Raw genomic sequence first — 24,226 nt, forward strand, 5'->3', positions numbered from 1 at the left:
AGTGGTCAGCCTAGTGACGCGGCGACGCCGAGAGCGCCCGCGACCGCGGCGGCGTGCTCCTGCGCCCAGGCATCCGCCAGGTCGCCCGCGCCACCGTTGGCCGCGAGCGCCGACTCCAGCACCGCGAACGGCGGCACCGGCAGCCGCGCACCGAGCTCGCCGAGCAGGTCGGCCAGGGCGGCGGAGACCGAGCCCAGGTGCGCCGGCGACGCGGCCACCGCGACCGGCACGGCCACGGCACCGGACAGCGCGCCCGCGGCGAACTGGTCGAGGAAGACCTTGAGCAGGCCGGTGTAGGTGCCCTTGTACGCGGGTGTGGCGACCACGAGCAGCCGCGCCTCCCGCACCACCGCGAACGGGTCCTCGACCGCCCCCGACCCCCGCGCCGGCTCCGCGGTGAACGTCACGCCGACCAGGTCGGCCAGCTCCAGGACGGCCCGCCCGGACAGCGGCGCGAGGCGGGCGGTGAGGGCGTCGGCGGCGGCCTCGGCCAGGGTGCGGGTCCGCGACGCGGGGCGCGGATTGCCGACGAGAACAACAAGCTCAGCCATGCTACTTACTCTATCGGATAGATAGGAGATTCGAAGAGGCGCGCCACCGACCTCCAGCCTGGCCGGACCGCGGTCCTAGGCTGTACCGCGATGCGCAAGCCCGACGTCGCCACCGAGGCGGTCCCGGCTGGCCGCTCACCGGGCAGCACCCGGACCACGGCGCGTACCTCGTGGAGTTCCTGCCGCGACCGTGGCCCGGCCCGCTCGGCGCGCTTTTCAGTGACGGCACGCTGCGCGCGATCGAGGCCCTGATCGACGAGGAGCGGGGACAGCCCTTGCCACACGCCGTCCTCGCGCACGGCGACTTCGACCCGACCCACATCTTCTGCGCCGGCGGCGGCTACAGCGGCCTCATCGACTTCGGCGAGATCCGGGGCGCCGAGCCCGCGTTCGACCTGGGCCACTTCCTGCTGTACGACGAGGCGAGCCTGCTGCCCGCCCTGCTGCGCGGCTACGGCCGGGTAGAGCCGCTGCCCGACGGCCACGGGCGGTCCATCATCCGCAGCGCGGTGCTGCTCGGCCTGCGCCAGCTGTGCCGCTGTCTGGGCCCGCCCCGGCACCGGCCCCTCGACGCTCCCGGCGTGCTCGCGCGGGCCCGGCGCCTCACCGCGCTGGTCGGTCAGTCTTCGGCGGAGCCGGGCGGGCGCATGCCCTCCCACGGGTCGTAGTCGACCTCCAGCGGCTCCTGCTCCGGCCGCTCCCCCTCCGGCACGTGCTGGAGGTTGACCCGGATCCGGTACCACAGCGAGCTGCGGCCCCGCATCCCGTCGACCAGCACGTCCGCCGGCTCCAGCTTGTCCACTGTGGACCGGTGGCGGGCCTTCCACCGCTCCAGGCCCGCCAGGGCCTCGTCCTTCGTCTTGGCGCGCGCGATCTCGATCAGCGGCATCGTGGACTGGCGGCGGCCGGTGCCCTTGGGCGGCTTTTCCGCCGGTCCCAGCCGCTTGGCGAGGTCGAGCAGGCCGTCGAGCCTGCCGTACGCCGTGTCCATGCCCTGCCACGGGTCGCCGCCCGCCGCGAACCGCTCGCGGACCACCGGCAGCGTAAACCGCTCCGGCCGGCAGTCCGGCACCTCCTCCCAGGCCAGCGGCGTGGAGACACGCGCGTCCGGCACGGGGCGCACCGAGTACGCCGAGGCGACCGTGCGGTCCTTCGCGTTCTGGTTGAAGTCGACGAAGACGCCCTGCCGCTCCTCCTTCCACCACTTGCTGGTGGCCAGGTCCGGCGCGCGGTTTTCCACCTCGCGGGCCACGGTCTCGGCGGCGAGGCGGACATCCCGGTACAGCCAGCGCGGCTCGATGCGGGCGTTGATGTGGAAGCCGCGCGAACCCGACGTCTTGGGCCAGCCGGTCAGCCCGTGGTCGGACAGGACCTCCTTGACCACCATCGCCACGTCGACGATCTGCCGCCACTCCACGCCCGGCACCGGGTCGAGGTCGATGCGCAGCTCGTCGGGGCGGTCGAGGTCTTCGGCCAGCACGGGGTGGGGGTTGAGGTCGATGCACCCGAGGTTGATGACCCAGGCCAGGCCGGCGGCGTCCCGGACGACGACCTCCTCGGCGGAACGGCCCGAGGCGTACTTGAGCTCGGCCACCTCGATCCAGTCGGGCCGCTTGGTCGGCGCCCGCTTCTGGAAGAACGCCTCCTCGTCGATGCCCTTGACGAACCGCTTGAGCACCATCGGCCGGCCGAGCACGCCGCGCAGCGCGCCGTCGGCCACGGCGAGGTAGTAGTGGACCAGGTCGAGCTTGGTGTGGCCGCCGGCCGCGAACACCACCTTGTCGGGGTGGGTGATCGTCACCTCACGGCCGGCGACCTCGATGACCTCGGGCTTCGCCATGTCACCACTCTCTCAGAGCGGGACGGAGGACTTCGCCAACTCCGCGGTCAGCGTCAGGCCCGAGATCGTGACCTCCTGCTTGACCAACCCGAAGCCGGGCTTGAGCCAGAACGTCCCGCTCGCCGTCGTCACGCCCGCGAATCCCTTGCCGAGGTCCAGGTCGAGCGTGATCGCGTACGCCTCGGTGGTGCCGGCCGGCACGGTGACCGACTCCGTGCCGGTGCCGGTCACCGTGTACGACACCTGGTGCTCGCCGGCAAGTCCCGGCCCGCTGACCTCCACCGAGGTGCGGCCGGTGCCCTTCTTGCCGGCGTCCAGGTCGGCGACCGGCGGCACCGCCACGTCTTCGCCGCTGCCCTTGACGGTGAGGCCGGCGGCCGACGCGCCGAACGCGCCGACGTCGACGATCAACCCGCCGTCGCGCCGGGTCACGAACGTCCGCTCGGCGGCCGGCCCGCTCCCCTTTTCGGTCACGGTGACGGTGCGCCCGCCCTCGCCGTCGGTGACGCTGTCGACGGTCACCGAGTTCGTGCCGGTGACCAGGCCACCCAGCGTGTACTCCAACGTGGCCCCCTCCACCGGCGGGTAGAAGTAGAGGCCGGTGTCGGCGGGCGCGGCCGCGGACGGGGGTGCGGTGGTCGTGACCGGCTGGTTGCCCGCCGGGGCCTGCTCGGCCGAGTCACACGCGGTGACCGGCAGGGCCAGGACCAGCGCGGCCGGCAGGGCCAGCCAGCGCCGTGAGGGCTTGAACACGCCGCATCCTCCGTACGCGAGGGGCTCCGGACTCAGGCAAGGCTACAGCTGGCGCAGGTCGACCGCCTCGGCCAGCGCGCGCATCCCCGCGTCGTTCGGGTGGAGGCCGTCGCCCGCGTCGAACTCCGCGCGCATCCGGTCCGGGTCGGCCGGGTCGGCGAGCGCCCGGTCGAAGTCGAACACCGCGTCGTACTCACCGCTGGTGCGGATCCAGTGGTTCAGCGTGTCCCGCACGCTCTCGCCGCGCGCCGTGTCGTACCCCGGGTAGGGGCAGCCCTTCGTCGGCGTGACCGTGGCCCCGATGATCCGCACCCCGCGCCAGCGTGCCGCCCGGATGAGCGCCTGGTGGCCGGCGATCAGCTGCGCGGCGGTGACCGGGGTACCGGCAGCCTCGCCGGCGCCGATGTCGTTGACGCCTTCGAGGACGATCACGGTGCGCACGCCGGGCTGGCCCAGCGCGTCCCGCCGGAACCGCTCCACCGCCGCCGCGCCGAAGCCCGGCATGCCGGTGAGCACCTTGTTGCCGCCGATGCCCGCGTTGACCACGCCGGTCGGCCGCCCCGCCGCCACGAGCCGCTCGGCGAGCTCGTCCGGGTACCGGTTGTCGGCGTCAAGAGTGGTGATCGCACCGTCGGTGATGGAGTCGCCGAACGCGACCACCGTGCCCCCGCTCCCCTTCGTCGGCCCGCTGATGTCGAGGCCGGACAGGAAGTAGGAGGCGGTCGAGGTCTCGCCGTAGGCGGCGCCGTCGGTGTCGAAGCGGTGGTCGCCGCCGGCCCGGTACACCGTGGAGAGGGCGAGCGGGTGGAACGCGACCGGCCCGGTCGGCCCGTCGAAGTAGAGCGTCACCGTCAGCCGCTCCAGCGGCGAGACCCGCAGCCGCACCGCGTCCGACGCGGCCTCCCGCCCGGCCGGGATCACCGTGGAGCGGTGGCCGCGGAACGTCAGCGGCCGCACCGACCCGGCCCGCACCGCCGCGCCCTCCGCCGCGCGGCCGATGGTGGCACCGGTGAGCCGCAAGGGCCCATCACCATACACATTGGACAGCCGGATGCGGACCGTCGAGCCGCCGCGGCTGACCCGCACGACCTGGCGCACCGAGTGGTTGTCGAAGCCGCCGGACCAGTTCGGCTCGCCGAAGAAGTCCGGGAACGGCGCGATGAGTGAGGTGCCCCACCCACCGGCCCACCGCACCGGATCGCGCTGCTGGTGTGCGGCGGTCGCGGGTGATGCGGCGGCGGTCGTCGCGAGCACTGTCGCGACCGCGGCCGCCGGCAGTGCCCGATAGATACCCCGAAACAACATGCCGCCCAGATTAACGAGCACCACCGTCAATACGGCGTCCTAGGAGGCTAGGCCTAATGGCCGAGCAGGGCGCGCACCTCGGCGCGGCTGGAGATGCCCAGCTTGGCGTACGCCCTGGCCAGGTGGTTGTTCACGGTCTTGACCTCCAGCCCCAGGCGCTCGGCGATGTGCCGGCTGCTGTGGTGAGCGGCCATCAGCACCACCTCCCGCTCTCGGGCGGTCAGCAGCTCGGCCACCTCGTCGTTGACCAGCAGCGGCGTGCGGGCGGTCGCGCAGCGGGCGCGGGGTGCCGCCGAGCGGCCGCGTACCAGATGCGCCTGCCCCCGGCGTCCCGCGCGGCGGAACAGGCGGGCGGCGGCCGCGCCCGCCTCGGCGGCCAGCAGGTCCTGGCCGAGGCCCTCGAACAGGTCCGCCGCGCGGGCCAGCGGCGTGCCGTCGGCGCGGGCGAGCCCCTGCCCGGCCAGCGCCAGCGCCTCCGCGAACGGCGTGGACAGCCGCGCGGCGAGCGCGTCCAGGCGCTTGCGGTCCACCCGGCCGCCCAGCCGCGCGACGTCGTAGAGCGCGGCGGCCTCCACGGACGGCAGCCCAGCCTCGCCGGCCAGGTCGGCGGCGTGCCGCGCGGCTTCCACCGCGTCCGCCTGCGCGCCGCGGGACATGGCCACCCAGGCTCGCGAGAGCTCCAGCCACGGCCGGAAGACGCGGTTGGGTCCGGTGCCCGCACCGTCCACTTCGGACAGCCAGGTCGCGGCCTCGTCCGGTTCGCCGGCGAGCGCGCAGACGGCGGCGAGCGCGGCGGCGCAGTGGCGGCGGAAGCGGAACGTGTCGTTCTCCTCGAAGCCGGTGACCGCCTCGCGCAGCAGCGCGCCGGCCGCGTCGAGGTGCCCGCGCGCCGCGGCGACGAGGCCGCCGAACAGAGCCCAGCCGCTGACCATCATCGGCACGCCCGCCTCGACCGCCTGCCGGTAGCCCCGGTCGGCGACCGCACCGGCGCGCAGCAGGTCACCGGCGGCGAGGTTGGCGAGGCAGTCGGCGATCTCGATCTCGTAGACGCCCCACGGCATCGGCGCCTGGTGCGCGTACGCCACCGGCAGGCCGCGGTCGCGGATCGCGGCCGACTCCGCCAGCCGGCCGAGGAAGCCGGCCGCCGCGGTGCCGCCGGCCGCCGCCCAGATGACGCCCTGCGGGTGCGCCTCCCGCTGGGCGAGCACGCGGCCGGCGGCGTCCAGGGCCTCGACGCACCGCCCGTCGAACATGAGGATCCAGGAGAGCGTCCCGTCGGCCAGGTCTCCCCGCCCGGCCAGCACCCGCTCCGCGGCGGCCGCGCTGCCCAGTCCCCAGTAGAGGGTCTCGGCGCGGGTCACCGCCCACATCACCGGATCGGGGGTACCGGGCGGCGGCTCGTCGGCCAGCAGCGCGATCGCCTCGGCGCTCTTTCCGCGGTACTCCAGGATCTCGGCGAGCAGCACGTCCGCCTCGGTGCCCGGCTCGGCGTCGCGGGCGGCCCGGGCCAGCCGCTCGGCGAGCGCGAGGTCCGACCAGCCGATTGCCTGGCGGGCGCCCACCCGCACCACGTCGGGCCGCACCACCTCGCCGCCGTCGACCTGCCACTGCGCGGCGCGGAGCGCGTCGCCGCGGCGGCGCATGGGCGTGGCGAGCAGCGCGCCGGCGAGGCGGCGGCGGACCATGCGGGCCCGGGTCAGCGGGAGGCCGGCGCGGAGCACCTCGCCGTACAGCGGGTGGGCCAGCCGCGCCTCGACCCGCGCGCCCGAGCGGCACACGAAGACAAGGCCGCTGTCCTCGGCGGCGCGGACGGCGGCGGCGTCGGCGAGGCGTTCCAGCGCGGGCAGCGGCACCGGCTCGCCCTCGGCGACCAGCTCGACGACCAGCCGGGTCGCCGGGTCCAGGCCGACGAGGTGCTGCGCGACGAGCTCGGTGACCCGGGTGCGCGGCTGGAAGCCGGGGTCGAGGCGCCACACACCGTACCTGGTGCGCAGGGCACCGCCGGACAGTCCACCGTGGACGAGCTCGCGCAGCGCGAGCGGGTTGCCCGCGGCCGCCTCCGCCATGCGCCGGCGGGTGAGGCCGTCGACCCGGCCGGGCAGCGCGCGGTCGAGCAGCCGGTCGACGTCCTCGGCGGGCAGCCCGGCGAGGTCGAGCCGCTCGGCCCGCTCCTCCTTCCAGAGCGCGGTGACCGCGTCCGGCACCTGCTCGCCGGTCCGCAGCGTCAGCACCGCGAACGCCAGCCGCCCGGCCACCAGGTGCGCGACGAGAGCCGCCGAGGAGTCGTCGAGCAGGTGCGCGTCGTCGACGCCGAGCGCCACCCGGCGGCGGCCGCCCCAGCCGCCGACGTGGCCGGCCACCGCGCGCAGCACGCCGAGCGGCCCGCCGGCCGGGCGCCACTCCGGCGGTACGAGCTGCGCCACCGCGCCGAACGGGATGCTCGCCGCCGCGCGGGTGCCGGCGGCCCACTCCGCCCGGCACCCGGTGCCGCGCAGGCGTCGCAGCGCCTCGCGGGCCAGCGCGGTCTTGCCCACTCCGGCCGGCCCGGCGACCACCACGGCGTCCACATCGGACCCCGCGAACGCACCCTCGATCGCCGCCAGCTCCCCGTCCCGTCCCACAAACGGCCACGTGTCCATCCCCGTCACCCTCCCAGTCAAGGCACCCATAGTTCGCCGCCGCTCCCGGACGGATTGGTGCCCGTGAGCGTCAGGAACCGGACTTCACCCTGACTACACCCCGTCTATACATGGTGCGTATACACGATGGTGTACAGTCCTCGGCATGTCGATCGGCCAGACCTTCCTGGGGTTGCTGGAGTCCAGCCCCCGCCACGGTTATGACCTGAAGCGGGAGTACGACGAGCGGTTCGGGCGCAGCCGCCCGCTGCACTTCGGGCAGGTGTATGCCACGCTGTCCCGCCTCCTGAAAAACGGCCTCGTCGAGGTCGACGGCGTGGAGCCGGGCGGCGGCCCGGACCGCAAGCGGTACGCGATCACCCACGCCGGCGTGACCGACGTGTCGCGCTGGCTGTCCGAGCCGGAAAAGCCCGAGCCGTACCTGCAGAGCACCCTGTACGCCAAGGTCGTGCTCTCGCTGATGACCGGCCGCAAGGCGGCGGACCTGCTCGACAGCCAGCGCTCGGCGCACCTGCGGCTGATGCGCGAGCTGACCCGGCGCAAGGCCGGCGGCGACCTCTCCGAGCAGCTGATCTGCGACCACGCACTCTTCCACCTCGAGGCCGACCTGCGCTGGCTGGAGCTCACCGCCGCGCGCCTCGACGACCTGGCCCGGGAGGTGTCGGCATGACCGGGAGTGAGGCCGCGGACCTCGGCGGCGGACGCGCGCCGCTGCTTGTCGCGGAGGACCTGCGCAAGTCGTTCGGCGCGACGTCCGCCCTCGACGGCGCCTGGCTGGAGGTCGACGCGGGCGAGGTGGTCGCCGTGATGGGCCCCAGCGGCTCGGGCAAGTCGACGCTGCTGCACTGCATCGCCGGCATCGTGCGCCCCGACTCCGGCCGGGTCTTCTTCGACGGGCGCGAGGTTTCGCTGATGGGCGACGCCGAGCGCAGCGCGCTGCGGCGGGCGCAGTTCGGGTTCGTCTTCCAGTTCGGGCAGCTCGTGCCGGAGCTGACCTGCCTGGAAAACGTGGCGCTGCCGCTGCGGCTGGAGCGCACGCGCCGGCGCGAGGCGGAGCGGCGGGCCGGCGAGTGGCTGGAGCGCCTCGAGGTCGGCGACGTGGCGGGCAAGCGGCCGGGCGAGGTTTCCGGCGGGCAGGGGCAGCGGGTCGCGGTGGCTCGCGCGCTGGTCACCTCGCCCAAGGTGATCTTCGCGGACGAGCCGACGGGGGCGCTCGACTCGTTCAACGGCGAGCGGGTCATGCGCCTGCTCACCACGGCCGCACGCGAGTCGCACGCCGCGGTGGTGTTGGTGACGCACGAGGCGCGGGTCGCGGCGTACTCCGATCGCGAGGTCGTGGTCCGCGACGGCCGCACCCGCGACATGGCCCGGACGGCGTCATGATCAGCGACCTCCTGATGGGGGCGCGGCTGGCGTTCGCCGGCGGCCGCGACGGGTGGACCCGGGCCGTGCTCACCGCGCTCGGCGTCGGGATCGGGGTGGCCATGCTGCTGCTCGCCGCATCGGTGCCGGGCGCGCTGGACGCGCGGCAGGCGCGCGGTGACGCCCGGGATGCCGCCAGCGGGCCGCCGCGGCCGGCGGGCCCGGACACGCTGCTGATCACCGCGGCGGAGACCGAGTTCCGCGGGGTGCCGGTGCACGGGCGGATCGTGCGGGCGGAGGGCCCGCGAGCGCCGGCGCCGCCCGGCCTCGCCGCGCTCCCCCGCGCCGGCGAGGTGGTGGTCTCCCCCGCGCTGCGCGACATCCTCGACTCCGGGGACGGGCCGCTGTTCGCGCCCCGGCTGGGCGGCGCCCGCGTGACCGGCACGATCGGCGACGACGGGCTGGCCGGCCCCCGCGAGCTCGCCTTCTACCTGGGCAGCGACACGCTCGACGAGGAGCGCGCGAGCCGCGTGGCGGGGTTCGGCTCCCACGTGCCGGGCGAGCCCTTCGGTCCCCTGCTCATGCTGCTCGTCGTGATCATCTTTGTGGTGCTGCTGCTGCCCATCGCGGTCTTCCTCGGCGCGGCCGTGCGCTTCGGCGGCGAGCGCCGCGACCGCCGGATGGCCGCGTTCCGGCTGGTCGGCGCCGACCGGCGGATGACCCGGCGGATCGCGGCCGGCGAGGCGGCCGCCGCCGCGCTGCTCGGCGTGGCGGTCGGCGGGCTGCTCTTCGCGCTCGGCCGCCAGCTCGTCCCGCTGGTCACCCTCTGGGACCTCAGCGTGTTCGCCGCTGACGTCCGGCCCGGCCTCACCGCCGCGCTCGTCATCACGCTCGCCGTGCCCACCCTCGCGGTCGTGGTCAGCATGATCGCGCTGCGCCGCGTGGCGATCGAGCCGCTCGGCGTGGCCCGCCGCGCCACCGGTGCCCGCCGCCGGCTGTGGTGGCGGCTGATCCTGCCGCTGCTCGGCCTCGCCCTGCTGTACCCGCTGCTCGGCAACGTCCGCGACTCCGGCAGCGACCACCAGTACCAGGTGGCGGCCGGCGCCACGCTGCTGCTGATCGGCGCGGTCACCCTCCTGCCGTGGCTGATCGACCTGGTGGTACGCGGGATGCGCGGCGGCGCCGTCCCGTGGCAGCTCGCCGTCCGCCGGCTGCAGGTCGACAGCGCGACCTCCGCCCGCCTTGTCAACGGCATCGCGGTCGCGGTCGCCGGCACGATCGGCCTGCAGATGCTGTTCGCCGGCGTGCAGCACGAGTACCGGCAGGACACCGGCGCGGACACCAGCCGCGCGCAGGCGTTCGTGCAGGTGATGACCGGCGACGGCGCCGGCACGATCGCGCGCCTGGCCGCCTCACCCGGCATCGAGGCGGCGAGCGGCACCCTCCAGGCCGTCGCCACCCCGGCCGGCGCGGCCGACCGCATCGTCGAAGTCCACATCGGAGACTGCGCCGACCTCGCGGAGCTGGCCTATGTGGACGGTTGCCGGGACGGCGACGCCTTCGTGAGCGACGCCGACGTGGCACCGGGTGACCGGCTGTCGTTCGGTTCGGACGATCGCGAGTGGACGGTCCCGGCCGGCGCGCGCCGCGTCGAGGTGCGCGAGGACCCGGCCGGCTGGGTCCGCGGCGGCGTGCTCGCCACCCCCTCGGCGCTCGACACCGGCCGGCTCGGCACGCTGACGGCGAACGTGTACGTGCGGCTCGACCGCGACGACCCCGACGCGATCGAGCACGTCCGCAACGCGGCCGCGACCGCCAGCCCGTTCGCGTACGTCGGCACGCTGTCCGAGACCCAGGAGGCGCGCCGCTTCACGAACATCCGGCGCGGCCTCTACATCGGCGCGGTGGTCACTCTCCTGCTCGTCGGCGCGAGCCTGCTCGTCGGCGTGCTGGAGCACCTGCGCGAGCGCCGCCGCCTGCTGGCGATGCTTGTCGCGGTCGGCACCCGCCGCGGCACGCTCGCCTGGTCGGTGGTCTGGCAGACGGTCGTGCCGGTGGTGCTCGGCCTGGCCCTGGCCGTCGTGTTCGGGCTGGCGCTCGGCGCGGTGCTGCTTCGCATGGTGAGCGTGACGATCTCGGTCAGCTGGTCGGTGGTGGGCCTGTCGGTCGCGCTCGCCGTGGCCGTGATGGCCGCGGTGACGCTGCTCAGCCTGCCCCCGCTGTGGCGCCTCATGCGCCCGGACGGCCTGCGCACCGAGTAGCCGCCGGAAAGTCGTCCGCCGCGGACGCAACCGCGCGTACCGGCCCGTGCATCTGTGACGGGTGTAGGGCATCGCGGGGCAGACGGAGGAGGCGCGGTGGCGGTCGACGAGGCCAATGCGGCGGTGGCCGAGGCGTACCGGGCGCACTACCGGCGCCTGGTCGCCGTGGTGTACGCCGCGACCGGCGACTTCGCCGAGGCGCAGGAAGCCGTGCAGGAGGCGTACGCGAGCGCGCTGGACCGGCCGGCGCGGTTTCTCGGGCTGACCGATCCGCAGGCGTGGCTGCGCACGGTCGCGCTGAACGTGGCCCGGCAGCGGTGGCGCCGGCGGCAGATCTTCGACCGGCTGGTCCGGCTCGGCAAGGTCCCCCCGCACCGCCGAGACCGTGCCGGAGCTGAGCGGCGAGCGGGTCGACCTGGCCCGGGCGCTGCAGCGCCTGCCCCGCCCGATGCGCGAGGCGATCGTGCTGTACCACCTGCTCGACCTGCCGGTGGCCGCCGTCGCCGAGGAGCTCGGCGTCCCCGAGGGGACCGTGAAGGCCCGCCTCTCGCGCGGCCGTGCCCTGCTGGGCAGCCACCTGGACGCCGACGCGCAGCGCGCGGTCACCGGCGCCGTCGAACGGTAGAGGAGACCGTCATGCCTTCCGTACAGCTGGAGCAGTTCACCAGCGAGGTCATGGAGCTGGTACCCCAGCCGGAGCTGGACGTCATCGAACGGCGCACCGCCCGGCGGCGGGTGCGGCGCAGGGCGGCCGCGGCCGCGTTGAGCGTGGTCGTGGCGTCGTCGGCGGCCGCGGTGTCACTGTCCACATACGACAAGGGCGGGCCGGAGCTGTCCGCGTCGGCGGTCCCGGCCGCCTGCCGCGTGACCGGCCAGCTGGCCCTTCCGGCCGGGTACGAACAGGTCGGCGTCGCCGCCGCGGACCGCACCGGCCGCTACATGGTCGGTACCGGCTTCTTCCCGAAGGACCGGACCGTCCACCTCGTGTGGTGGCACGACGGCGTGCCCCGGACGGCCGGCGTCGCCGCCTCCTTCCTGATGCCGATCGGCGTGAACACGGAGGGCACCATCGCCGGCCACACCCGCTCGATCGGGTCGACCGACGAGGGCGCCGCCTGGGTGTACCGCGACGGGCGGCTGCGCAACCTGCCGACGCCGGCCGGCCTCCACTCGGCCTCCGCGGCGGGGATCAACGAGCGGGGCGACGTGGCCGGCGTCGCGCGCGACGCCTCCGGCGCCGGCGTCGCGGTCGTGTGGCCGGCGGCGACCCCCGACCGGCCGCGGGTCCTTGCCGCACCGGGGCCGGTGCACGTCGACGGGATCGGTGACGACGGCACGGTCATCGGCCGGCTCACCGACGGGCGGCTGCTGTTGGCGGACGCCGGTCGCGGCTACGTGTGGAGCCCGGACGGGCGCGGCCGCGAGCTGGCCGTGCCGGACGGCTGGACCCGCGCGCAGGCCGTGAGCATCGAAGCCGGCTGGATCCTGGGGTACGTCGACCGCGAGGGCGCGGTGGCGCTGGCCCGCTGGCGCCTCGACGGCGGCACGGTACGGGTGCTGTCCCGCGTGCGGGGCGACTTTGTGGGTACGACCGCGAACGGCTGGAGCGTCGTGTGGGGACGGACGCCACTACTGGCCGATGTGGACGGTCGGGTGAAGCAGGTCACCGGCCACGACAAGGCGACGGGCGACCGGATGATCCTCGGCGGCGGCGCGGTGTGGGTCGTCGGCGGCGACGGCGGCGGCCTGGCGGTGGTCGGCAACGCGCTGTCCGCCGCGGGCGCGATCCGGCCGGTGCGGTGGCGGTGCGGGGCGTGAGCGGGACCGCGCCCGGGGACTACAGGGCGTGGGTCCAGACCGGCAGTGGCGGGTCGTCAAGCGGTGCGGGGTCGTCGACGGTGAGGTCCAGCTCCGCCGGTACGGCCGCCTTGGGGTCGCCGAGCAGGTAGCCGGCCACGATCGAGGCGAGGTCGCCGGTCAGCCGGTACTCGCCGCCGAACGGGAGGTCCGCCGGCCGGCGCGACGTGATGCCGCAGCGGAGCTGGCCGGCACGGTCGTCGTGCCACACGTAGAAGATCGCGGGGCGGTCCACCCGCTCGCGGAGCGCGGCCACCGTGGCGTGGAAGGCGCGCACCACCTCGGAAACCGTCAGGATCGCGCGCTCGACCGAGGGTGCGTCGAGCCAGTGGGTGTTGCGGGCCTCGGCGTGCGGGTCACCGGGCGCCAGCGTCACGTCGCGGCGGGCGATCTCCGCGATGGCCTCCAGCAGCACGGGCGGCTACGTTACCGCCTCCGCCTGTACGTCGGGCTCGTGCCGCACCGGGAAGTTGACGGAGCTCGCTATGAAGCAGTCGCGGTGGGCGTCCTCGTGCAGCCGTACCGCGGCCTCGACCATGTCCGGCGACGCGACCGTGATCCGGGGCCGGAGGACGACCTCGGTGAAGCGCCCGCCGTTGCCCTCCTGCTCCATCGTGCCGAGCGCGGCGTCCGTGTACCCGGTGACGACGACGCCGCTGACCGCGCAGTGGTGCAGGTAGGACAGCAGGTGGCACTCGGAGAGGGCGGCGACCAGGAGCAGCTCCGGGTTCCACCGGGACTTGTCCCCGCGGAACGCCGGGTCGGAACTGCCCTCGATCCCCGGCCGGCCGTCGGTCTCCACGTCGTGGTCGCGCCCGTAGTCGCGGTATCCGCTGGTGCCCGTGCCGCGGTTGCCGGTCCAGCGGACCGCCACCTCGTACGTGTGCGTGCGTCCCAAGGCCATGCGCAGATCCTAGGCACGCGCCTCAGCAGGTCGGCGGCGCGCAGCTCTCGTCGTCCTGGTTGCCGGGGCGGCCGGCGGCGCGCAGGTTTCCCAGCACCGCCTCAGCGATGTCGGCGAGCGCGTCCTGCTGCTCCTTGGTGAGCTGCTCCAGCAGCCAGCGGCGCACGTGCTCGGCCCGCTGCGGCCCCGCGCCGTCGATCGCGTCCCGGCCGGCCGGGGTGAGCACGATCTCGGCGCCGCGCGGGGCGTCGAGGCAGGGCTGCCGGGTCACGAGGCCGCGCTCGACCATGCGGGTCAGGTGGTGGTGCAGGCGGCTCTTTTCGAAGTCGGTGACCACGCTCAGCTCGAACGGCCGCATCCGCCCACCCGGCGCGGCGGCCAGCGCGGTCAGCACCGCGAAGTCGGGCTCGGACAGGCCGGTCTCCCGCGCGAGGTGGTGGCTGAGCCGACGCCAGAGCAGCACCTGCATGTCGTAGAACGCCTGCCAGGTGCGCTGCTCTCCCTCGTCGAGCCACTCGGCGGTGCCGGTCACGTGACCAATCCTACGGGCTGGTTGATACATCAACCGAGGTGTGCGTAGAGTGCCGGGTGACACGTCAACCCGACGCCACCGAGGGGCGGACCCACATGACCAAGATCGGCATCATCATCGGCAGCACCCGACCCGGCCGTAAGGCGGAGACCGTCGCCCGCTGGGTGCACGGCATCGCCAGCCAGCGCACCGACGCCGAGTTCGAGCTGGTCGACCTCAAGGACTTCAACCTCCCCCACCTGGACGAGGAGATCCCCGCCTCGCGCGGCGTGTACGCCAACGCGCACACCCGCGAGTGGGCGCGCGCGGTCGACTCCTACGACGGGTACGTCTTCATCACGCCGGAGTACAACCACTCGACCTCCGGCGCCCTCAAGAACGCGATCGACTTCGTGTACCAGGAGTGGACGAACAAGGCCGCCGGCTTCGTGTCGTACGGCGCGGTCGGCGGCGCCCGGGCCGTCGAGCACCTCCGCCTCGTGGTCGGCGAGCTGCAGATCGCCGACGTGCGGGCGCAGGTGGCGCTGAGCCTCTTCACCGACTTCGAAAACTTCACGGTGCTCACCCCCTCGCCCTTCCAGGAGCAGCAGCTCGACGCCATGCTCGACCAGGTCGTGGCGTGGAGCACCGCCCTGAAGGCGGTCCGCCAGCCCGCCGTCGCGGCCTGAACGCACGCCGAGGCAACGGCCCCACCGGTACGGTGGGCGGCGATGGACGCTGCCCTGGAGCTCGTCCGCCGGTGGGGTGCCGCCGCCCAGCTGTGCGTCATCCAGGACGGGCGGGTCGTCATCGACGAGGCGGTCGGCTGCACATCGGACTCGCTCTTCTGGATCTTCTCCACCAGCAAGCCGTACGTGGCGCTGCTCGTGCACCGGCTCGCCGAGCGGGGCGCGCTGTCGCCGGACGAGCCGGTGGCCGCGTACTGGCCGGAGTTCGCCGAGCGGGGCAAGGGCGGCATCACCGTGCGGCAGGTGCTCCAGCACCGCGCGGGGCTGCCCGTCGCCCGGAGTGTCGCCCGCGACGCGCTCGCGATGACCGACTGGCGGCACTCGGTCCGCGCGCTGGAGCGCGCCCGCCCCCGGTACGCGCCCGGCGAGGTGCCCGCGTACCACCTGCTCAGCTACGGCTTCCTGCTCGGCGAGGTGGCTAGCCGGGTGGGCGGCGCGCCGGTGGAGGTGCTGCTGCGGCGGGAGCTGCTCGACCCGCTCCGGCTCACCGACACCCACCTCGGGCTCCCCGACCGGCTGTGGCCACGTCGGGTACCGGTCCGCGGGATGGGTGCCGCCCGGGTCAGCGCCGCGTACGTCAACCGCCGCGCCACCCGCCGGGCCGTCGTCCCCGCGGCCGGTGTCTCGGCCACCGCCCGCGACGTGGCGCGCTTCTACCGCATGCTGCTCGACGGCGGCACCCTCGACGGGGTGCGGGTGCTCGCGCCGGAGACCATCCAGACCGCCCGCCGCCCATCCAGCGAGGGTGAGGTCGACCGCTTCCTGCGGCTGGCGATGCGCTGGTCGGAGGGCTTCCAGCTGGGCGGCCCCGCGGACGACCCGGCGTCGAGCCGCCCGATGGGCCGGCTGAGCAGCCCGCTGACGTTCGGCCACAACGGCAGCAACTGCTGCCTGGCCTGGGCCGACCCGACCCGGCGCCTCGTGCTCGTCTACCTGACCAACCTGCTCCTGCCCGGCCACGACGGCGCCCGCCACCAGGCCGCGGTGAGCGACGCCGTCCTCAGCGCCGCCCCACCCGTTGATCAGGGACCTCGTGGGTGGACACGCCCGCCGACACGCCCACCAACTCCCTGATCAACCGCGAGGGCGGCGGCGGTGGCGGTGGCGGCGGTGTGGAGGGCGTCGGACACCAGGCGGGCGGCGGGGCTTGGCTCGTAGCGGCCGCGGCGGTGTACCAGTTCCAGGCGGCGGACTCCGGCGCCGGGAGCGGGGAGCACGCTCACCGCGGCCTGGTCGGCGGGGAGGGCCAGGGCCGGTACGACGCCCGCGGCGAGGCCGGCCGCCACGATCGCGAGCACCGCCGGGAACTCCAGGCACTCGTGCGGGCGGTCGAGCACCGCGTCGTGGCGGGTGGCGAGCCGGTCCAGCGCGCGCCGCATCGCGGAACCGGGCGGGCCGTCCACCCACGGCCGGGACAGCAGCGCCTCGATGCCGGCGACCGGGCCCCAGGCGGCGGGCACGACCACGCGGTACGGCTCGTCGAGCAGCCGGACCGCCCGCAGCCCCGCCGGGTCGCGGTGGGTGTCGGCCGGGTCGCCCTCGCCGACGAACAGGTCGAGCTCGCCGGCCCGCAGCGCCTCGCGCCCGGGCTCGAGCTGGCGCACGCGGACCCGTACCCCCGGAGCGGTCGTGGCCACCGCGGCGGCCGCCGGCGCGACGAGGTGCCGGACCGCCGTGGGGATCGCGCCGACCGTGACCGGGCCGCTCACCTGGCCGGTCAGGGCCGCGAGGTCGCGCTCCGCGGCCGCCAGCACCTCGGCGAGGCGGCCGGCGTGCCCGGCCAGCAGCCGCCCGGCGGCGGTGAGCCCGGCGGAGCGGCGGCCGCCCAGCCGCGAACGGTCGAGCAGCGTCACGCCGGTCTCCGCCTCCAGGCGGGCGATGTGCTGCGAGACGGCCGAGGGCGTGAGGTGCAGCGCGGCCGCGGCGGCGAGGACACCGCCGGCGTCCGCCACCGCGCGGAGGACGGCCAGCCGCCGCGGGTCGATCGGCATTCGGCCACGCTACATGCCGCATCCAGAAACCTTCGATACCACTGAACGCCGCCGCGGGCCACGATGCGGTCATGGGCTTGGTCACCGAGGTCGTGGGGTGGGGCGGCGCCGGCTGCCTGCTGCTGGCGTACGCGCTGCTGTCCGCCGGCCGCATCGCCGCGGGCGCGCCGTTTCAGCTGCTCAACCTCGCCGGCTCGGCCGGGCTGCTGGTCAACGGCGCGGTGCACGGCGCGTGGCCCTCTGCCGCGCTCAACCTCGTGTGGCTCGCGGTCGGCGCGCTCGCGCTGGAGCGGGCACGGCGCGAGCCTGCCGGGCTGGAGCGGGCGCGGCGGGAGCCTCCCACGCCGGGCTGAGCCGCGACGGGCCCCGGGCGCGACGCGCGCGCCCGGGGAGAGCCGTCAGCTGCCGGTCGGGCGGAGCGAGATGCCCTTGAGGAACGCCTCGCCGATCTGCGCCGGGTCGGCCGCGATCAGCACGCCGCCACCGGTGGTCTTGGTGATCTGGTCGAGCGCGCCCCGGTTCACCTTGTCGCCGAGGCCCAGGATGATCACCTGGATCGGGCGCTTCGGGTCCTTGAGCTCCTCCAGCCGGTTGAGCAGCGCAGGCAGCGAGAGGCCGCCCTCGGGGTCGTCGTTGCCGATGCCGTCGGTGAGGATCAGCACCGAGTTGACCCGGCCCGCCTGCCAGCCGTCCTGCACCGTCTCGTACGCCGCGGCCAGCGTGTCGTAAAGCCCGGTGTCGCCGTTCTGCTTCGGCTGTATCGTCCCGATCGCCTGGACCAGCTGGCTGCGGGTGCTGGCGAGCGGCCCGATCGGCGCGATCTCCCGCCAGTCCCGGCCGCCGCCGAGGTTGGTGGAGAAGACCCAGACGCCGACCGCCCAGTCGTCGCCGAAGAGGCCCAGGCCCCGGCGGGCCGCTTCCTTGGTGACCTCCATACGGCTGGCACCGCCGGCGGTCGGTACCGGGCCGCGCATGGTGCCGGAGATGTCGAAGACGGCGAGCATCCGGGCCGGCGCGGTCACTGTCGTCCAGGTGGCCAGCGCGCGGTCGACGACCGCGGTGTCGGGCGCGCCACCCTTGCCCGCCGCGGCGGGTGAGCCGGCCTTCGCCGGACCGCCCGCGGGCACGGTGAAGCCGCTGCCGCCGGCGCCGTCCGGGCCGCGCAGGCCCAGCGCGCCGAGCCGGTCGCGGAAGCCGGACCCGTTGAGCGCCTCGTGCAGTGACGCGGCCGCGGCGGTCTTGTCCGGGTCGGTGCCCGGCATCACCGCGAACGGGTAGTCGAGCGGGATCGGCGCCGGGTCGAGGTAGACCGCGGCCAGCGGTACCGGCGGCTTCTTCGCGTTGTACCGGATCACGCCCTCTTCGGACAGCGCGGCGACGCTGAGGCCGGAGGTGAGGGAGGCCTGGTCGGCTGCCTGCGGAAACTTCGCCGTCAGGTCTTCGCGCACCGCCGACTTGCCGGAGGCGAGCGCGCGCAGCGCCGCGGTCTGCGCCTGCTGGGCGTTGCCACCGGTCTGTCCCGCGGCCGCGGCGAGCGAGAGCAGGCCGGACATCCCGGCCGCGTCGCGGGTCGGCTCGACGATGCCGGCGCGCAGGCCCTGGCTGCCGGTGAGGATCTCCTTGAGCAGCCCGGGCAGGTCGGGCTTCTTGTCGGGGTACCCGAGGCTCTTCGCGATCGGCTCGGGCATGGCGAGCACCACCGGGCTGAGCGCCACGGACGCGCCGTCGGTGGGCGTGAAGCCGGGCGCGGCCGCGCGGAGGCGGTGCAGCCAGAGCGAGGAGTCGGCGATCCACACGTCGGGGATCGTGGTGCTGCCGCTGGCGCCGCCGACGCCGGTCAGCGCCACGCCGTGCTTGGCGGCGAGCGCGGCCGCGAGGTCGACCGGGTTGGTCTCCTCCACCTCGACGCCGACGCACACCCCGTTGGCCGAGGCGCCGTCGGCCACCCAGGCGTCGGCCGTGTCGCGCACGTCATCCGCTATCTCGGGTGGCGCGGCGACGGCGAGCTTCACCTGCCCGCTGCACTTGTCGCCGGAAAGCTCCCGGTATCCGAAGTAGGACCCACCCACGACAACTATGAGCGCCACCGCCGCCGCGATGGCGCCCGCCGCGGGAAAACGTTCTCGCATGCGATGACGGCCAGGCACGCGCTCCATCCTGCTGAGCTGAACGGTCTGTTGCCACGTCCATTCGGTGGAACGTTACCGAGAGGAAAGTTTTCACTAAGCTTCGGTGACTGGCGGTAGTCGCCGCACTCCACGGTGTACGTGAAGGTTTGGAAAAGTGGCGGGACGGTCAATGTCTGGCCATGTCCCGCTCCCCCCTTACGGTCCTTACCCGGGCCGGCTTCATCGGGTACGGCCTCGTACACCTCCTGTTCGCCTGGCTGATCCTCCAAGTCGCCTTCGGCAAGCCGACCGAGGAGGGCGACCAGTCCGGCGCACTTCGTACTCTGGCCGAACAACCACTGGGTAAATTCCTCGTCATCGCGGTGGGCGTCGGCCTGGCCGCGATGGCTCTCTGGCAGGCATACGAGGCGGCCGTCGGGCACCGCGCCGACCGCGGCAACGAACGCACGCTCGAACGGGTCGCCTCCGTTGGCCGGGCCGCCGTCTACCTGTACTTCGCCTGGACGGCGCTCAAGGTATACAAATCGGCCAACTCGTCCAGCGCCGACAAGCAGCAGCAGCTGACGACCGACCTCATGAACTCCTCCGGCGGCCGCTGGCTCGTGGCGCTCGCCGGCATCGCACTCGCCGCGCTGGGCGTGGGCCTGATCTGGTACGGCGTGGTCAAGCGCTTCGAGAAGCACCTGCTCATCGGCCAGATGAGCCCGACGGCACGCAAGGCCTCCCGGCGGCTGGGCGTCGTGGGCTACATCGCGAAGGGCGCCGCGTACGGCATCGCCGGCATCCTCTTCACGGTGGCCGCGATCACGTACGACCCGGAGAAGGCCCGCGGCCTCGACTCCACGCTGCATACGCTGCGCGAGCAGGCGTACGGCACGGCGCTGCTGGTCCTGATGGCGCTGGGCGTGGCCGCGTACGCCGCGTTCTGCCTGATCCAGGCGAAGTACCGCAAGGTGGACGCGCCGGACGTCACGTCGGCCGTCCGCTCTAAGGTCTCCGCGTGACCCCACGCATGACGATCACGGGCGTCGTACTCGGTGCCCCGGACGCCCGCGAGCTGGCCGCCTTCTACGAGCGGCTGCTCGGCTGGCCGCGGAAGGCCGACGAGCCCGACTGGGTGCAGCTGGCCAACCCGGACGGCGGCACGGGCCTGTCGTTCCAGACGGAAGAGGGCTACGTGCGGCCGGTGTGGCCGCACGGGCCCGGCGACCAGCAGATGATGGTCCACCTGGACATCCGGGTCGACGACCTGGCCGAGGCCAGCGCGCACGCCACGGCCTGCGGCGCCGAGCCGGCCGCCTTCCAACCCCAGGCCGACGTGCGCGTACACCTCGACCCCGCCGGCCACCCCTTCTGCCTCTGGGTCGAGCCCTAGGCCTAGAGCGGGAGCGTCACGAAGGTCTTGCCGGCGGTGTTCCGCACCTCGATGGCGACCACGTCGTCCATCGCGACCGCGGCGCTGCCGTCGAGGTTCGTGCCGTTCTGCTCGCCCTGCTCGGAGACGATCCAGCCGCCGGCGATCTCCCGCTCGCCGCCGCTGCCGACCACGATCAGGCGGCAGTCCTCGCCGGCGGGGATGCCGGCCACCGTCGCGTTCACCCGGACCCAGCCGGCCGCGGGCACCACGCGGGTGGTCATGCGGACGCCGGTGGACGCCTCGACCTTGCTGCCGACGAAGGTGTTCGGCGGAAGGGGCGAGGCCGTCGGCGCCACCGAGGCGGGCGGCACCTGGGCCACCTGGTCGGGCGCGGTGCCCCGGCCGAGCGCCACGCCCGCGCCGAGCACGCCGGCCACCAGCACCGCGGCGGCGGCCACGGCCGGCACCCAGCGGCGGCGGGTGGCGCCGGCCACCTCCTGGCGGACCTGGCGCAGCGTGCGCTGCAGCACAAGGTCGGCGTCGGGTGGGCCGTGCTGCAGCAGGGCCTCCGGCGGAATGTCCTCGAGCAGGTCCTTCATCGCCTCAAGCTCCACCAGCTCAGCCCGGCAGATCTCGCACTCGGCAAGGTGGGCATCCACATCCCGCCGCTCGTCGGGGTCGAGCGTCTCCAGGACGTACGCGCCGAGCAACTGCGCGTCATGCGCCTCGGCACTCATCATGCCGCCCCTTTCAGGGCGGCCGACCGCCCGACAAGCAGCTCTCGAAGGTTTTTCAACGCGTTGTGGGAACGGGACTTCACCGTCCCGGCCGGGATGCCGAGCTGCTCGGCCGTCTCGGCCACGCTGCGCCCCTGGAAGTAGATCTCCACGAGGACGCGGCGGTGGTCTTCGGACAGGTGCTCCAGCGCTTCCAGAGCCACCATGGAGTCGACCACCCGGTCCGCGTGGTCCCGCTCCACCGGCCCGGTCGAGGCGCTCTCCGCGACCTCGATGGGACGGATGGCCCGGGCGCGGGCCTTGTCGGTCATGACGTTGCGGGCGACGGTGAACATCCAGCCCCGGATCGAGCCGGTCTGCTCGGACAGGGTTTCGGCGTGCCGCCAGGCACGGATGAGGGTCTCCTGCAGCACGTCCTCGGCCAGCGCGCGGTCACCGGTGATGCGGCTGACGTACGCGAGGATCGCCGCACCGTGCTGCTCGTAGAGCGACCGGACCAGCGCCTCGTCGCTGGAGGTCGGTGGCCGTCGCCTTGCCATCCGCCGTCCCGCCCTTCACTTGGAGAGTCACCAGCACTACGGACACCGGGCCGCAAAGGTTCACGCGCACTCCGCGCCGGTGTTGAGGCAGCGCACCACGCGGGACATGAGCCGCTCCGGCATGAGGTTGACGAAGAACGCGTGGTCGGTCTGCGGCGCGTTGCGCTGCGGCGGGAAGGAGTCGATCGCGAACCGGTCGCCGTCCGGCCGCGGGTACTCCACCGCGAGCCGCAGCCGGGGCACCGCGAACGTGGCCGCCGGGCAGACCCCGCTCGCCGCCGGAAAGACCAGGTGGGCGCGGTGGTTGGGGCTGTCGACGCGGCGACCGTCCCAGCAGCTCGGAAAGTCGAAGACCCGCATGAGCCGGTCGCCCCGGCGGCAGAGCGGGTACCTGTCGGTGCGCCGCTCGGGCGCCCCGGAGCAGGTCCAGGCGCGGGTCGCCTGCCCCTGCGGCATGGTGGCCGTGTTGGCGTCGCCGACCGTGCCGCGCAGCAGCGGCGGCATGGCCACGACCGGCGCGACAGGGTTGCCGAATACGGTGACGGTCACCGCCACCGGCCCGGCGATCTCGCCGTGGCGGCTGTCCCCCGCCCGGGCGCCGGTGCGCAGGACCGGCCAGTAGTACGTGGACAGGTCGCCGTTGGGGCAGCTGGTGGTCGCCGCCGCGAGACTGTCCTCGGTGGAGTCGACATCCGTCGAGAGGTTGCCGATGTACTCGTGGACGTGGTGCGGCGGCCCGGGCACGCCCGGAGCGACCACGATGTTCGCCGTGTTGCGGTGGCCTTCCTGGTTGTGGCCGCAGGACCACGCGAACGCCCGGGTGGCCGGCACCACGGGCGCGAACTGCGCCTCGGCGATCGCGACGTAGCCGGCGGCCGGCGGGTCGGAAGTCCACTGTGGAACGAGGACGGTGGTCGCGACGAGCAGCAGCTCCACACCGACAACCAGCAGGTAGAAACGGCCGGAGGAAAAGCGTGTGAACCGCGGGGCTCCACTCGTCGTATAGGAGCCAACCAACTGAATCACCGCCCCTGGCAACAGCCTCACCGAAATGAGCTGTGCCCGGGAAATGCCGCTGCGCTCCTGCCAAGAGCCTCGCAATCCCATCAATCCCAGTCGCTCCTGCTGACTATGCCAGGCGCGGCGATCGACCGCAATGCCGTCGAATCTCGCTGAGGAGACAGTCCAATGAGAACCTCCCGATTCCTCGCCGCGCTCGGCGGTGTCGTCGCCGCCGCAAGCCTCTCCGCCTGCTCCCTGTCCGCTCCGAAGGCCGAGCCGGTCTTCCACGCCCCCGCCTCGCCCACTCCGACCGCCTCCGCGGAGTCGGGTGAGGCGGCGGGCGCCGAGGCGCCGGCGACGACCGGGATCCGGCAGGTGCTGAAGATCGCCCAGCTGGCCGGCCTCGCACCGCTGCTCGTCAACGCCAAGGGCCGCACGATCTACCGCTTCGACGGCGACTCGAACGACCCGCCGGCCACCGCCTGCGTCGAGGACTGCCTGAAGACCTGGCAGCCGGTGCTGGCACCCAACGGCGTCGAGGTGGACGCCGGCATCGAGGAGGACCTGGTCGGCACCGTCGAGCGCCCGGACGGCAACAAGCAGCTCACGCTCAACGGCTGGCCGATGTACTACTTCCACGAGGATCTCAGCCTGGGCCAGACCGCCGGGTACGGAACGGGCGACGCGTGGTTCCCCATGTCACCGACCGGCGGCCGCGCGGAGAAGGTCAACGACGACCCGGCGCCGGCGAAGAAGCCGCAGGTGCTGCGGATCGCCGAGGTCGACGGTCTCTCCCCGAGATCGTGGTGAACGCCAAGGGCCGCACGATCTACCGGTTCGAGAAGGACGACAACAGCCCGTCGCGTACCACCTGCGCCGGCGAGTGCCTCAAGACCTGGCAGCCGGTGCTGGCACCCAACGGCGTCGAGGTCGGCGACGGCGTCGACGAGGACCTGGTCGGCGTGATCAAGCGCCCGGACGGCAGCCGGCAGGTCACGCTCAGGGCTGGCCGCTGTACTACTTCCACAAGGACCTCCGCCTCGGCCAGATCGCCGGGCACGGCGTGAAGGGCCAGTGGTTCGCGATCACCGCCGGGGGCGGCAAGGCGCAGAAGAAGTCGACCTCCTCCGGCGGCACCAACTCCGAAGGGACCGGGACGTACTAGCGATCGGGGGATGTACCGGCCGGCGGCCGCCACCGCCGGCCGGTGCCTCGTGTCTACGGCAGCTCGGTCTCGACGGCCTTGACGAGTTCCGGGTCGTCCGGGGTGGTGCCCGGGCGGAAGCGGCGTACGACCTCGCCCCGCGCCGAGACGAGAAACTTCTCGAAGTTCCACTGGATGTCGCCGGCCTCGCCGTCGCCGTCCGGCACCGCGGTCAGCACGCCGTAGAGCGGGTGCCGGCCAGGCCCGTTCACCTCGGTCTTCTCCAGCAGCGGGAAGGTCACGCCGTACGTGGTCGAGCAGAACTCCGCGATCTCCTCCGCGGTGCCCGGCTCCTGCCCGCCGAACTGGTTGCAGGGCACGCCCAGCACGCTGAACCCGCGCGCGGCGTACGTCTCGTGCAGCCGCTCCAGGGCGGCGTACTGCGGGGTGAGGCCGCACTTCGAGGCGACGTTCACGATGAGCAGCGCGCGGCCGCGGTAGTCCGCCAGCGAGGCCGGCTCCCCGGACAGTGCGTGGACCGGGATGTCGTAGATCGTCATGCGCCCCATCATGACGCGGCGTGGGGCCGCGCGCG

At 74.1% G+C, this 24,226-nt stretch carries 28 protein-coding genes and 1 pseudogene; 15 read left to right on the top strand and 14 right to left on the bottom strand.

Annotated elements, in window-relative coordinates; genetic code table 11:
• Positions 1-5: 5 nt before the first annotated feature.
• A complete protein-coding gene (locus Phou_RS00735; protein WP_173052601.1) occupies positions 6-551 on the bottom strand; it encodes an NADPH-dependent FMN reductase in 546 nt (181 codons plus the stop codon).
• A gap of 170 nt (positions 552-721) precedes the next feature.
• On the opposite strand from Phou_RS00735, the gene Phou_RS00740 reads away from it, so the two are divergent.
• The gene (locus tag Phou_RS00740; RefSeq protein ID WP_486357955.1) at positions 722-1,219 is read left to right on the top strand and encodes a phosphotransferase; all 498 of its coding nucleotides are present in this window, start codon (positions 722-724) and stop codon (positions 1,217-1,219) included.
• Here the strand turns inward: Phou_RS00740 and Phou_RS00745 are convergent.
• The 4 genes from Phou_RS00745 to Phou_RS00760 are packed head-to-tail and all read right to left on the bottom strand — an operon-like array spanning position 1,171 to position 7,088.
• Positions 1,171-2,391 carry a DNA polymerase domain-containing protein gene (locus Phou_RS00745; protein WP_173052603.1) on the bottom strand — a complete coding sequence of 407 codons (1,221 nt, stop codon included), beginning with the start codon at positions 2,389-2,391 and terminating at the stop codon, positions 1,171-1,173. The two genes, Phou_RS00740 and Phou_RS00745, sit on opposite strands and share 49 nt — an antisense overlap.
• A 12-nt stretch (positions 2,392-2,403) precedes the next feature.
• Positions 2,404-3,144 carry a TapB family protein gene (locus Phou_RS00750; protein WP_173052606.1) on the bottom strand — a complete coding sequence of 247 codons (741 nt, stop codon included), beginning with the start codon at positions 3,142-3,144 and terminating at the stop codon, positions 2,404-2,406.
• Between the two features lie 42 nt (positions 3,145-3,186).
• Positions 3,187-4,449: an SGNH/GDSL hydrolase family protein gene (locus Phou_RS00755; RefSeq protein WP_173052608.1), complete on the bottom strand. Its 1,263-nt coding sequence runs from the start codon at positions 4,447-4,449 to the stop codon at positions 3,187-3,189.
• Between the two features lie 53 nt (positions 4,450-4,502).
• On the bottom strand, positions 4,503-7,088 hold the full coding sequence (locus tag Phou_RS00760) for an AAA family ATPase (RefSeq protein ID WP_173052610.1): 2,586 nt from the start codon (positions 7,086-7,088) through the stop codon (positions 4,503-4,505).
• 145 nt (positions 7,089-7,233) lie between these two features.
• Between Phou_RS00760 and Phou_RS00765 the strand changes: the two genes are divergently transcribed.
• From Phou_RS00765 to Phou_RS00785, 6 genes and pseudogenes are all read left to right on the top strand, one after another.
• Complete coding sequence (locus Phou_RS00765) at positions 7,234-7,758, top strand: PadR family transcriptional regulator (RefSeq protein WP_173052612.1); 525 nt, start codon at positions 7,234-7,236, stop codon at positions 7,756-7,758.
• Positions 7,755-8,471 carry an ABC transporter ATP-binding protein gene (locus Phou_RS00770; RefSeq protein ID WP_173052614.1) on the top strand — a complete coding sequence of 239 codons (717 nt, stop codon included), beginning with the start codon at positions 7,755-7,757 and terminating at the stop codon, positions 8,469-8,471. Before Phou_RS00765 ends, Phou_RS00770 begins: the two co-directional genes overlap by 4 nt.
• Positions 8,468-10,711 carry an FtsX-like permease family protein gene (locus Phou_RS00775; protein WP_173052616.1) on the top strand — a complete coding sequence of 748 codons (2,244 nt, stop codon included), beginning with the start codon at positions 8,468-8,470 and terminating at the stop codon, positions 10,709-10,711. The genes Phou_RS00770 and Phou_RS00775 overlap by 4 nt, the downstream gene beginning before the upstream one ends.
• Before the next feature lie 168 nt (positions 10,712-10,879).
• Positions 10,880-10,984, top strand: a pseudogene (locus tag Phou_RS55230) (SigE family RNA polymerase sigma factor); the annotation flags it as partial.
• A 112-nt stretch (positions 10,985-11,096) separates the two neighbouring features.
• A complete protein-coding gene (locus Phou_RS55235) occupies positions 11,097-11,336 on the top strand; it encodes an RNA polymerase sigma factor (protein WP_371872159.1) in 240 nt (79 codons plus the stop codon).
• Between the two features lie 11 nt (positions 11,337-11,347).
• Positions 11,348-12,529 carry a hypothetical protein gene (locus Phou_RS00785; RefSeq protein ID WP_173052618.1) on the top strand — a complete coding sequence of 394 codons (1,182 nt, stop codon included), beginning with the start codon at positions 11,348-11,350 and terminating at the stop codon, positions 12,527-12,529.
• Positions 12,530-12,548: 19 nt separating this feature from the next.
• Here the strand turns inward: Phou_RS00785 and Phou_RS00790 are convergent, their stop codons facing one another.
• The 3 genes from Phou_RS00790 to Phou_RS00800 are packed head-to-tail and all read right to left on the bottom strand — an operon-like array spanning position 12,549 to position 14,004.
• Positions 12,549-12,983, bottom strand: a complete 435-nt coding sequence (locus tag Phou_RS00790; RefSeq protein ID WP_173052620.1) for a hypothetical protein — start codon at positions 12,981-12,983, stop codon at positions 12,549-12,551.
• Positions 12,984-12,989: 6 nt separating this feature from the next.
• Positions 12,990-13,466, bottom strand: coding sequence for an OsmC family protein (locus Phou_RS00795; RefSeq protein ID WP_173058030.1), 477 nt, complete (start codon positions 13,464-13,466; stop codon positions 12,990-12,992).
• A 28-nt stretch (positions 13,467-13,494) separates the two neighbouring features.
• Positions 13,495-14,004, bottom strand: coding sequence for a MarR family winged helix-turn-helix transcriptional regulator (locus Phou_RS00800; protein WP_173052622.1), 510 nt, complete (start codon positions 14,002-14,004; stop codon positions 13,495-13,497).
• A 95-nt stretch (positions 14,005-14,099) separates the two neighbouring features.
• Here Phou_RS00800 and Phou_RS00805 point away from each other — a divergent pair, with 95 nt between their 5' ends.
• Positions 14,100-14,672, top strand: a complete 573-nt coding sequence (locus Phou_RS00805; RefSeq protein WP_173058031.1) for an NADPH-dependent FMN reductase — start codon at positions 14,100-14,102, stop codon at positions 14,670-14,672.
• A gap of 42 nt (positions 14,673-14,714) precedes the next feature.
• Positions 14,715-15,806: a serine hydrolase domain-containing protein gene (locus tag Phou_RS00810; protein ID WP_173052624.1), complete on the top strand. Its 1,092-nt coding sequence runs from the start codon at positions 14,715-14,717 to the stop codon at positions 15,804-15,806.
• On the opposite strand, the gene Phou_RS00815 is transcribed toward Phou_RS00810, so the two are convergent.
• On the bottom strand, positions 15,755-16,723 hold the full coding sequence (locus tag Phou_RS00815; RefSeq protein ID WP_173052627.1) for a LysR family transcriptional regulator: 969 nt from the start codon (positions 16,721-16,723) through the stop codon (positions 15,755-15,757). The two genes, Phou_RS00810 and Phou_RS00815, sit on opposite strands and share 52 nt — an antisense overlap.
• 71 nt (positions 16,724-16,794) lie before the next feature.
• Here Phou_RS00815 and Phou_RS00820 point away from each other — a divergent pair, with 71 nt between their 5' ends.
• Entirely contained in the window at positions 16,795-17,076 is a 282-nt protein-coding gene (locus Phou_RS00820; RefSeq protein WP_173052629.1) for a CBU_0592 family membrane protein, read from the top strand.
• A 45-nt stretch (positions 17,077-17,121) separates the two neighbouring features.
• Here the strand turns inward: Phou_RS00820 and Phou_RS00825 are convergent, their stop codons facing one another.
• On the bottom strand, positions 17,122-18,852 hold the full coding sequence (locus Phou_RS00825; protein WP_173052631.1) for a VWA domain-containing protein: 1,731 nt from the start codon (positions 18,850-18,852) through the stop codon (positions 17,122-17,124).
• A gap of 179 nt (positions 18,853-19,031) precedes the next feature.
• Between Phou_RS00825 and Phou_RS00830 the strand changes: the two genes are divergently transcribed.
• Positions 19,032-19,856: a DUF1206 domain-containing protein gene (locus tag Phou_RS00830; RefSeq protein WP_173052633.1), complete on the top strand. Its 825-nt coding sequence runs from the start codon at positions 19,032-19,034 to the stop codon at positions 19,854-19,856.
• Positions 19,857-19,864: 8 nt separating this feature from the next.
• The gene (locus Phou_RS00835) at positions 19,865-20,227 is read left to right on the top strand and encodes a VOC family protein (RefSeq protein ID WP_173058032.1); all 363 of its coding nucleotides are present in this window, start codon (positions 19,865-19,867) and stop codon (positions 20,225-20,227) included.
• A 2-nt stretch (positions 20,228-20,229) separates the two neighbouring features.
• Here the strand turns inward: Phou_RS00835 and Phou_RS00840 are convergent, their stop codons facing one another.
• Genes Phou_RS00840 through Phou_RS00850 form a run of 3 tightly spaced genes read right to left on the bottom strand, consistent with a single transcriptional unit; the run spans position 20,230 to position 22,511 of the window.
• Entirely contained in the window at positions 20,230-20,946 is a 717-nt protein-coding gene (locus Phou_RS00840) for an anti-sigma factor family protein (RefSeq protein WP_173052635.1), read from the bottom strand.
• On the bottom strand, positions 20,946-21,485 hold the full coding sequence (locus Phou_RS00845) for a sigma-70 family RNA polymerase sigma factor (RefSeq protein WP_173052637.1): 540 nt from the start codon (positions 21,483-21,485) through the stop codon (positions 20,946-20,948). The genes Phou_RS00840 and Phou_RS00845 overlap by 1 nt, the downstream gene beginning before the upstream one ends.
• 60 nt (positions 21,486-21,545) lie before the next feature.
• The gene (locus Phou_RS00850) at positions 21,546-22,511 is read right to left on the bottom strand and encodes a DUF1996 domain-containing protein (protein ID WP_246273107.1); all 966 of its coding nucleotides are present in this window, start codon (positions 22,509-22,511) and stop codon (positions 21,546-21,548) included.
• Between the two features lie 162 nt (positions 22,512-22,673).
• Here Phou_RS00850 and Phou_RS00855 point away from each other — a divergent pair, with 162 nt between their 5' ends.
• Genes Phou_RS00855 through Phou_RS55240 form a run of 3 tightly spaced genes read left to right on the top strand, consistent with a single transcriptional unit; the run spans position 22,674 to position 23,652 of the window.
• The gene (locus Phou_RS00855; protein WP_173052641.1) at positions 22,674-23,297 is read left to right on the top strand and encodes a hypothetical protein; all 624 of its coding nucleotides are present in this window, start codon (positions 22,674-22,676) and stop codon (positions 23,295-23,297) included.
• Positions 23,294-23,554 carry a COG4315 family predicted lipoprotein gene (locus Phou_RS00860; RefSeq protein ID WP_246273108.1) on the top strand — a complete coding sequence of 87 codons (261 nt, stop codon included), beginning with the start codon at positions 23,294-23,296 and terminating at the stop codon, positions 23,552-23,554. Before Phou_RS00855 ends, Phou_RS00860 begins: the two co-directional genes overlap by 4 nt.
• Positions 23,500-23,652 (top strand): hypothetical protein, encoded by a 153-nt coding sequence (locus Phou_RS55240; protein WP_371872160.1) that lies wholly within the window; start codon positions 23,500-23,502, stop codon positions 23,650-23,652. The genes Phou_RS00860 and Phou_RS55240 overlap by 55 nt, the downstream gene beginning before the upstream one ends.
• A 53-nt stretch (positions 23,653-23,705) precedes the next feature.
• On the opposite strand, the gene Phou_RS00865 is transcribed toward Phou_RS55240, so the two are convergent.
• Positions 23,706-24,191 (bottom strand): glutathione peroxidase, encoded by a 486-nt coding sequence (locus Phou_RS00865; RefSeq protein ID WP_173052646.1) that lies wholly within the window; start codon positions 24,189-24,191, stop codon positions 23,706-23,708.
• Positions 24,192-24,226: the final 35 nt, after the last annotated feature.

Source organism: Phytohabitans houttuyneae (assembly GCF_011764425.1).
Classification (GTDB): Bacteria; Actinomycetota; Actinomycetes; order Mycobacteriales; family Micromonosporaceae; genus Phytohabitans; species Phytohabitans houttuyneae.

Bases quoted from the DNA above. Each gene is read 5' to 3' on its own strand.
- Phou_RS00735 (WP_173052601.1), bottom strand. From the start codon at position 551: ATGGCTGAGCTTGTTGTTCTCGTCGGCAATCCGCGCCCCGCGTCGCGG.
- Phou_RS00745 (WP_173052603.1), bottom strand. From the start codon at position 2,391: ATGGCGAAGCCCGAGGTCATCGAGGTCGCCGGCCGTGAGGTGACGATC.
- Phou_RS00755 (WP_173052608.1), bottom strand. From the start codon at position 4,449: ATGTTGTTTCGGGGTATCTATCGGGCACTGCCGGCGGCCGCGGTCGCG.
- Phou_RS00760 (WP_173052610.1), bottom strand. From the start codon at position 7,088: ATGGACACGTGGCCGTTTGTGGGACGGGACGGGGAGCTGGCGGCGATC.
- Phou_RS00765 (WP_173052612.1), top strand. From the start codon at position 7,234: ATGTCGATCGGCCAGACCTTCCTGGGGTTGCTGGAGTCCAGCCCCCGC.
- Phou_RS00770 (WP_173052614.1), top strand. From the start codon at position 7,755: ATGACCGGGAGTGAGGCCGCGGACCTCGGCGGCGGACGCGCGCCGCTG.
- Phou_RS00775 (WP_173052616.1), top strand. From the start codon at position 8,468: ATGATCAGCGACCTCCTGATGGGGGCGCGGCTGGCGTTCGCCGGCGGC.
- Phou_RS00785 (WP_173052618.1), top strand. From the start codon at position 11,348: ATGCCTTCCGTACAGCTGGAGCAGTTCACCAGCGAGGTCATGGAGCTG.
- Phou_RS00805 (WP_173058031.1), top strand. From the start codon at position 14,100: ATGACCAAGATCGGCATCATCATCGGCAGCACCCGACCCGGCCGTAAG.
- Phou_RS00810 (WP_173052624.1), top strand. From the start codon at position 14,715: ATGGACGCTGCCCTGGAGCTCGTCCGCCGGTGGGGTGCCGCCGCCCAG.
- Phou_RS00815 (WP_173052627.1), bottom strand. From the start codon at position 16,723: ATGCCGATCGACCCGCGGCGGCTGGCCGTCCTCCGCGCGGTGGCGGAC.
- Phou_RS00820 (WP_173052629.1), top strand. From the start codon at position 16,795: ATGGGCTTGGTCACCGAGGTCGTGGGGTGGGGCGGCGCCGGCTGCCTG.
- Phou_RS00825 (WP_173052631.1), bottom strand. From the start codon at position 18,852: ATGCGAGAACGTTTTCCCGCGGCGGGCGCCATCGCGGCGGCGGTGGCG.
- Phou_RS00830 (WP_173052633.1), top strand. From the start codon at position 19,032: ATGTCCCGCTCCCCCCTTACGGTCCTTACCCGGGCCGGCTTCATCGGG.
- Phou_RS00835 (WP_173058032.1), top strand. From the start codon at position 19,865: ATGACGATCACGGGCGTCGTACTCGGTGCCCCGGACGCCCGCGAGCTG.
- Phou_RS00840 (WP_173052635.1), bottom strand. From the start codon at position 20,946: ATGAGTGCCGAGGCGCATGACGCGCAGTTGCTCGGCGCGTACGTCCTG.
- Phou_RS00845 (WP_173052637.1), bottom strand. From the start codon at position 21,485: ATGGCAAGGCGACGGCCACCGACCTCCAGCGACGAGGCGCTGGTCCGG.
- Phou_RS00855 (WP_173052641.1), top strand. From the start codon at position 22,674: ATGAGAACCTCCCGATTCCTCGCCGCGCTCGGCGGTGTCGTCGCCGCC.
- Phou_RS00865 (WP_173052646.1), bottom strand. From the start codon at position 24,191: ATGACGATCTACGACATCCCGGTCCACGCACTGTCCGGGGAGCCGGCC.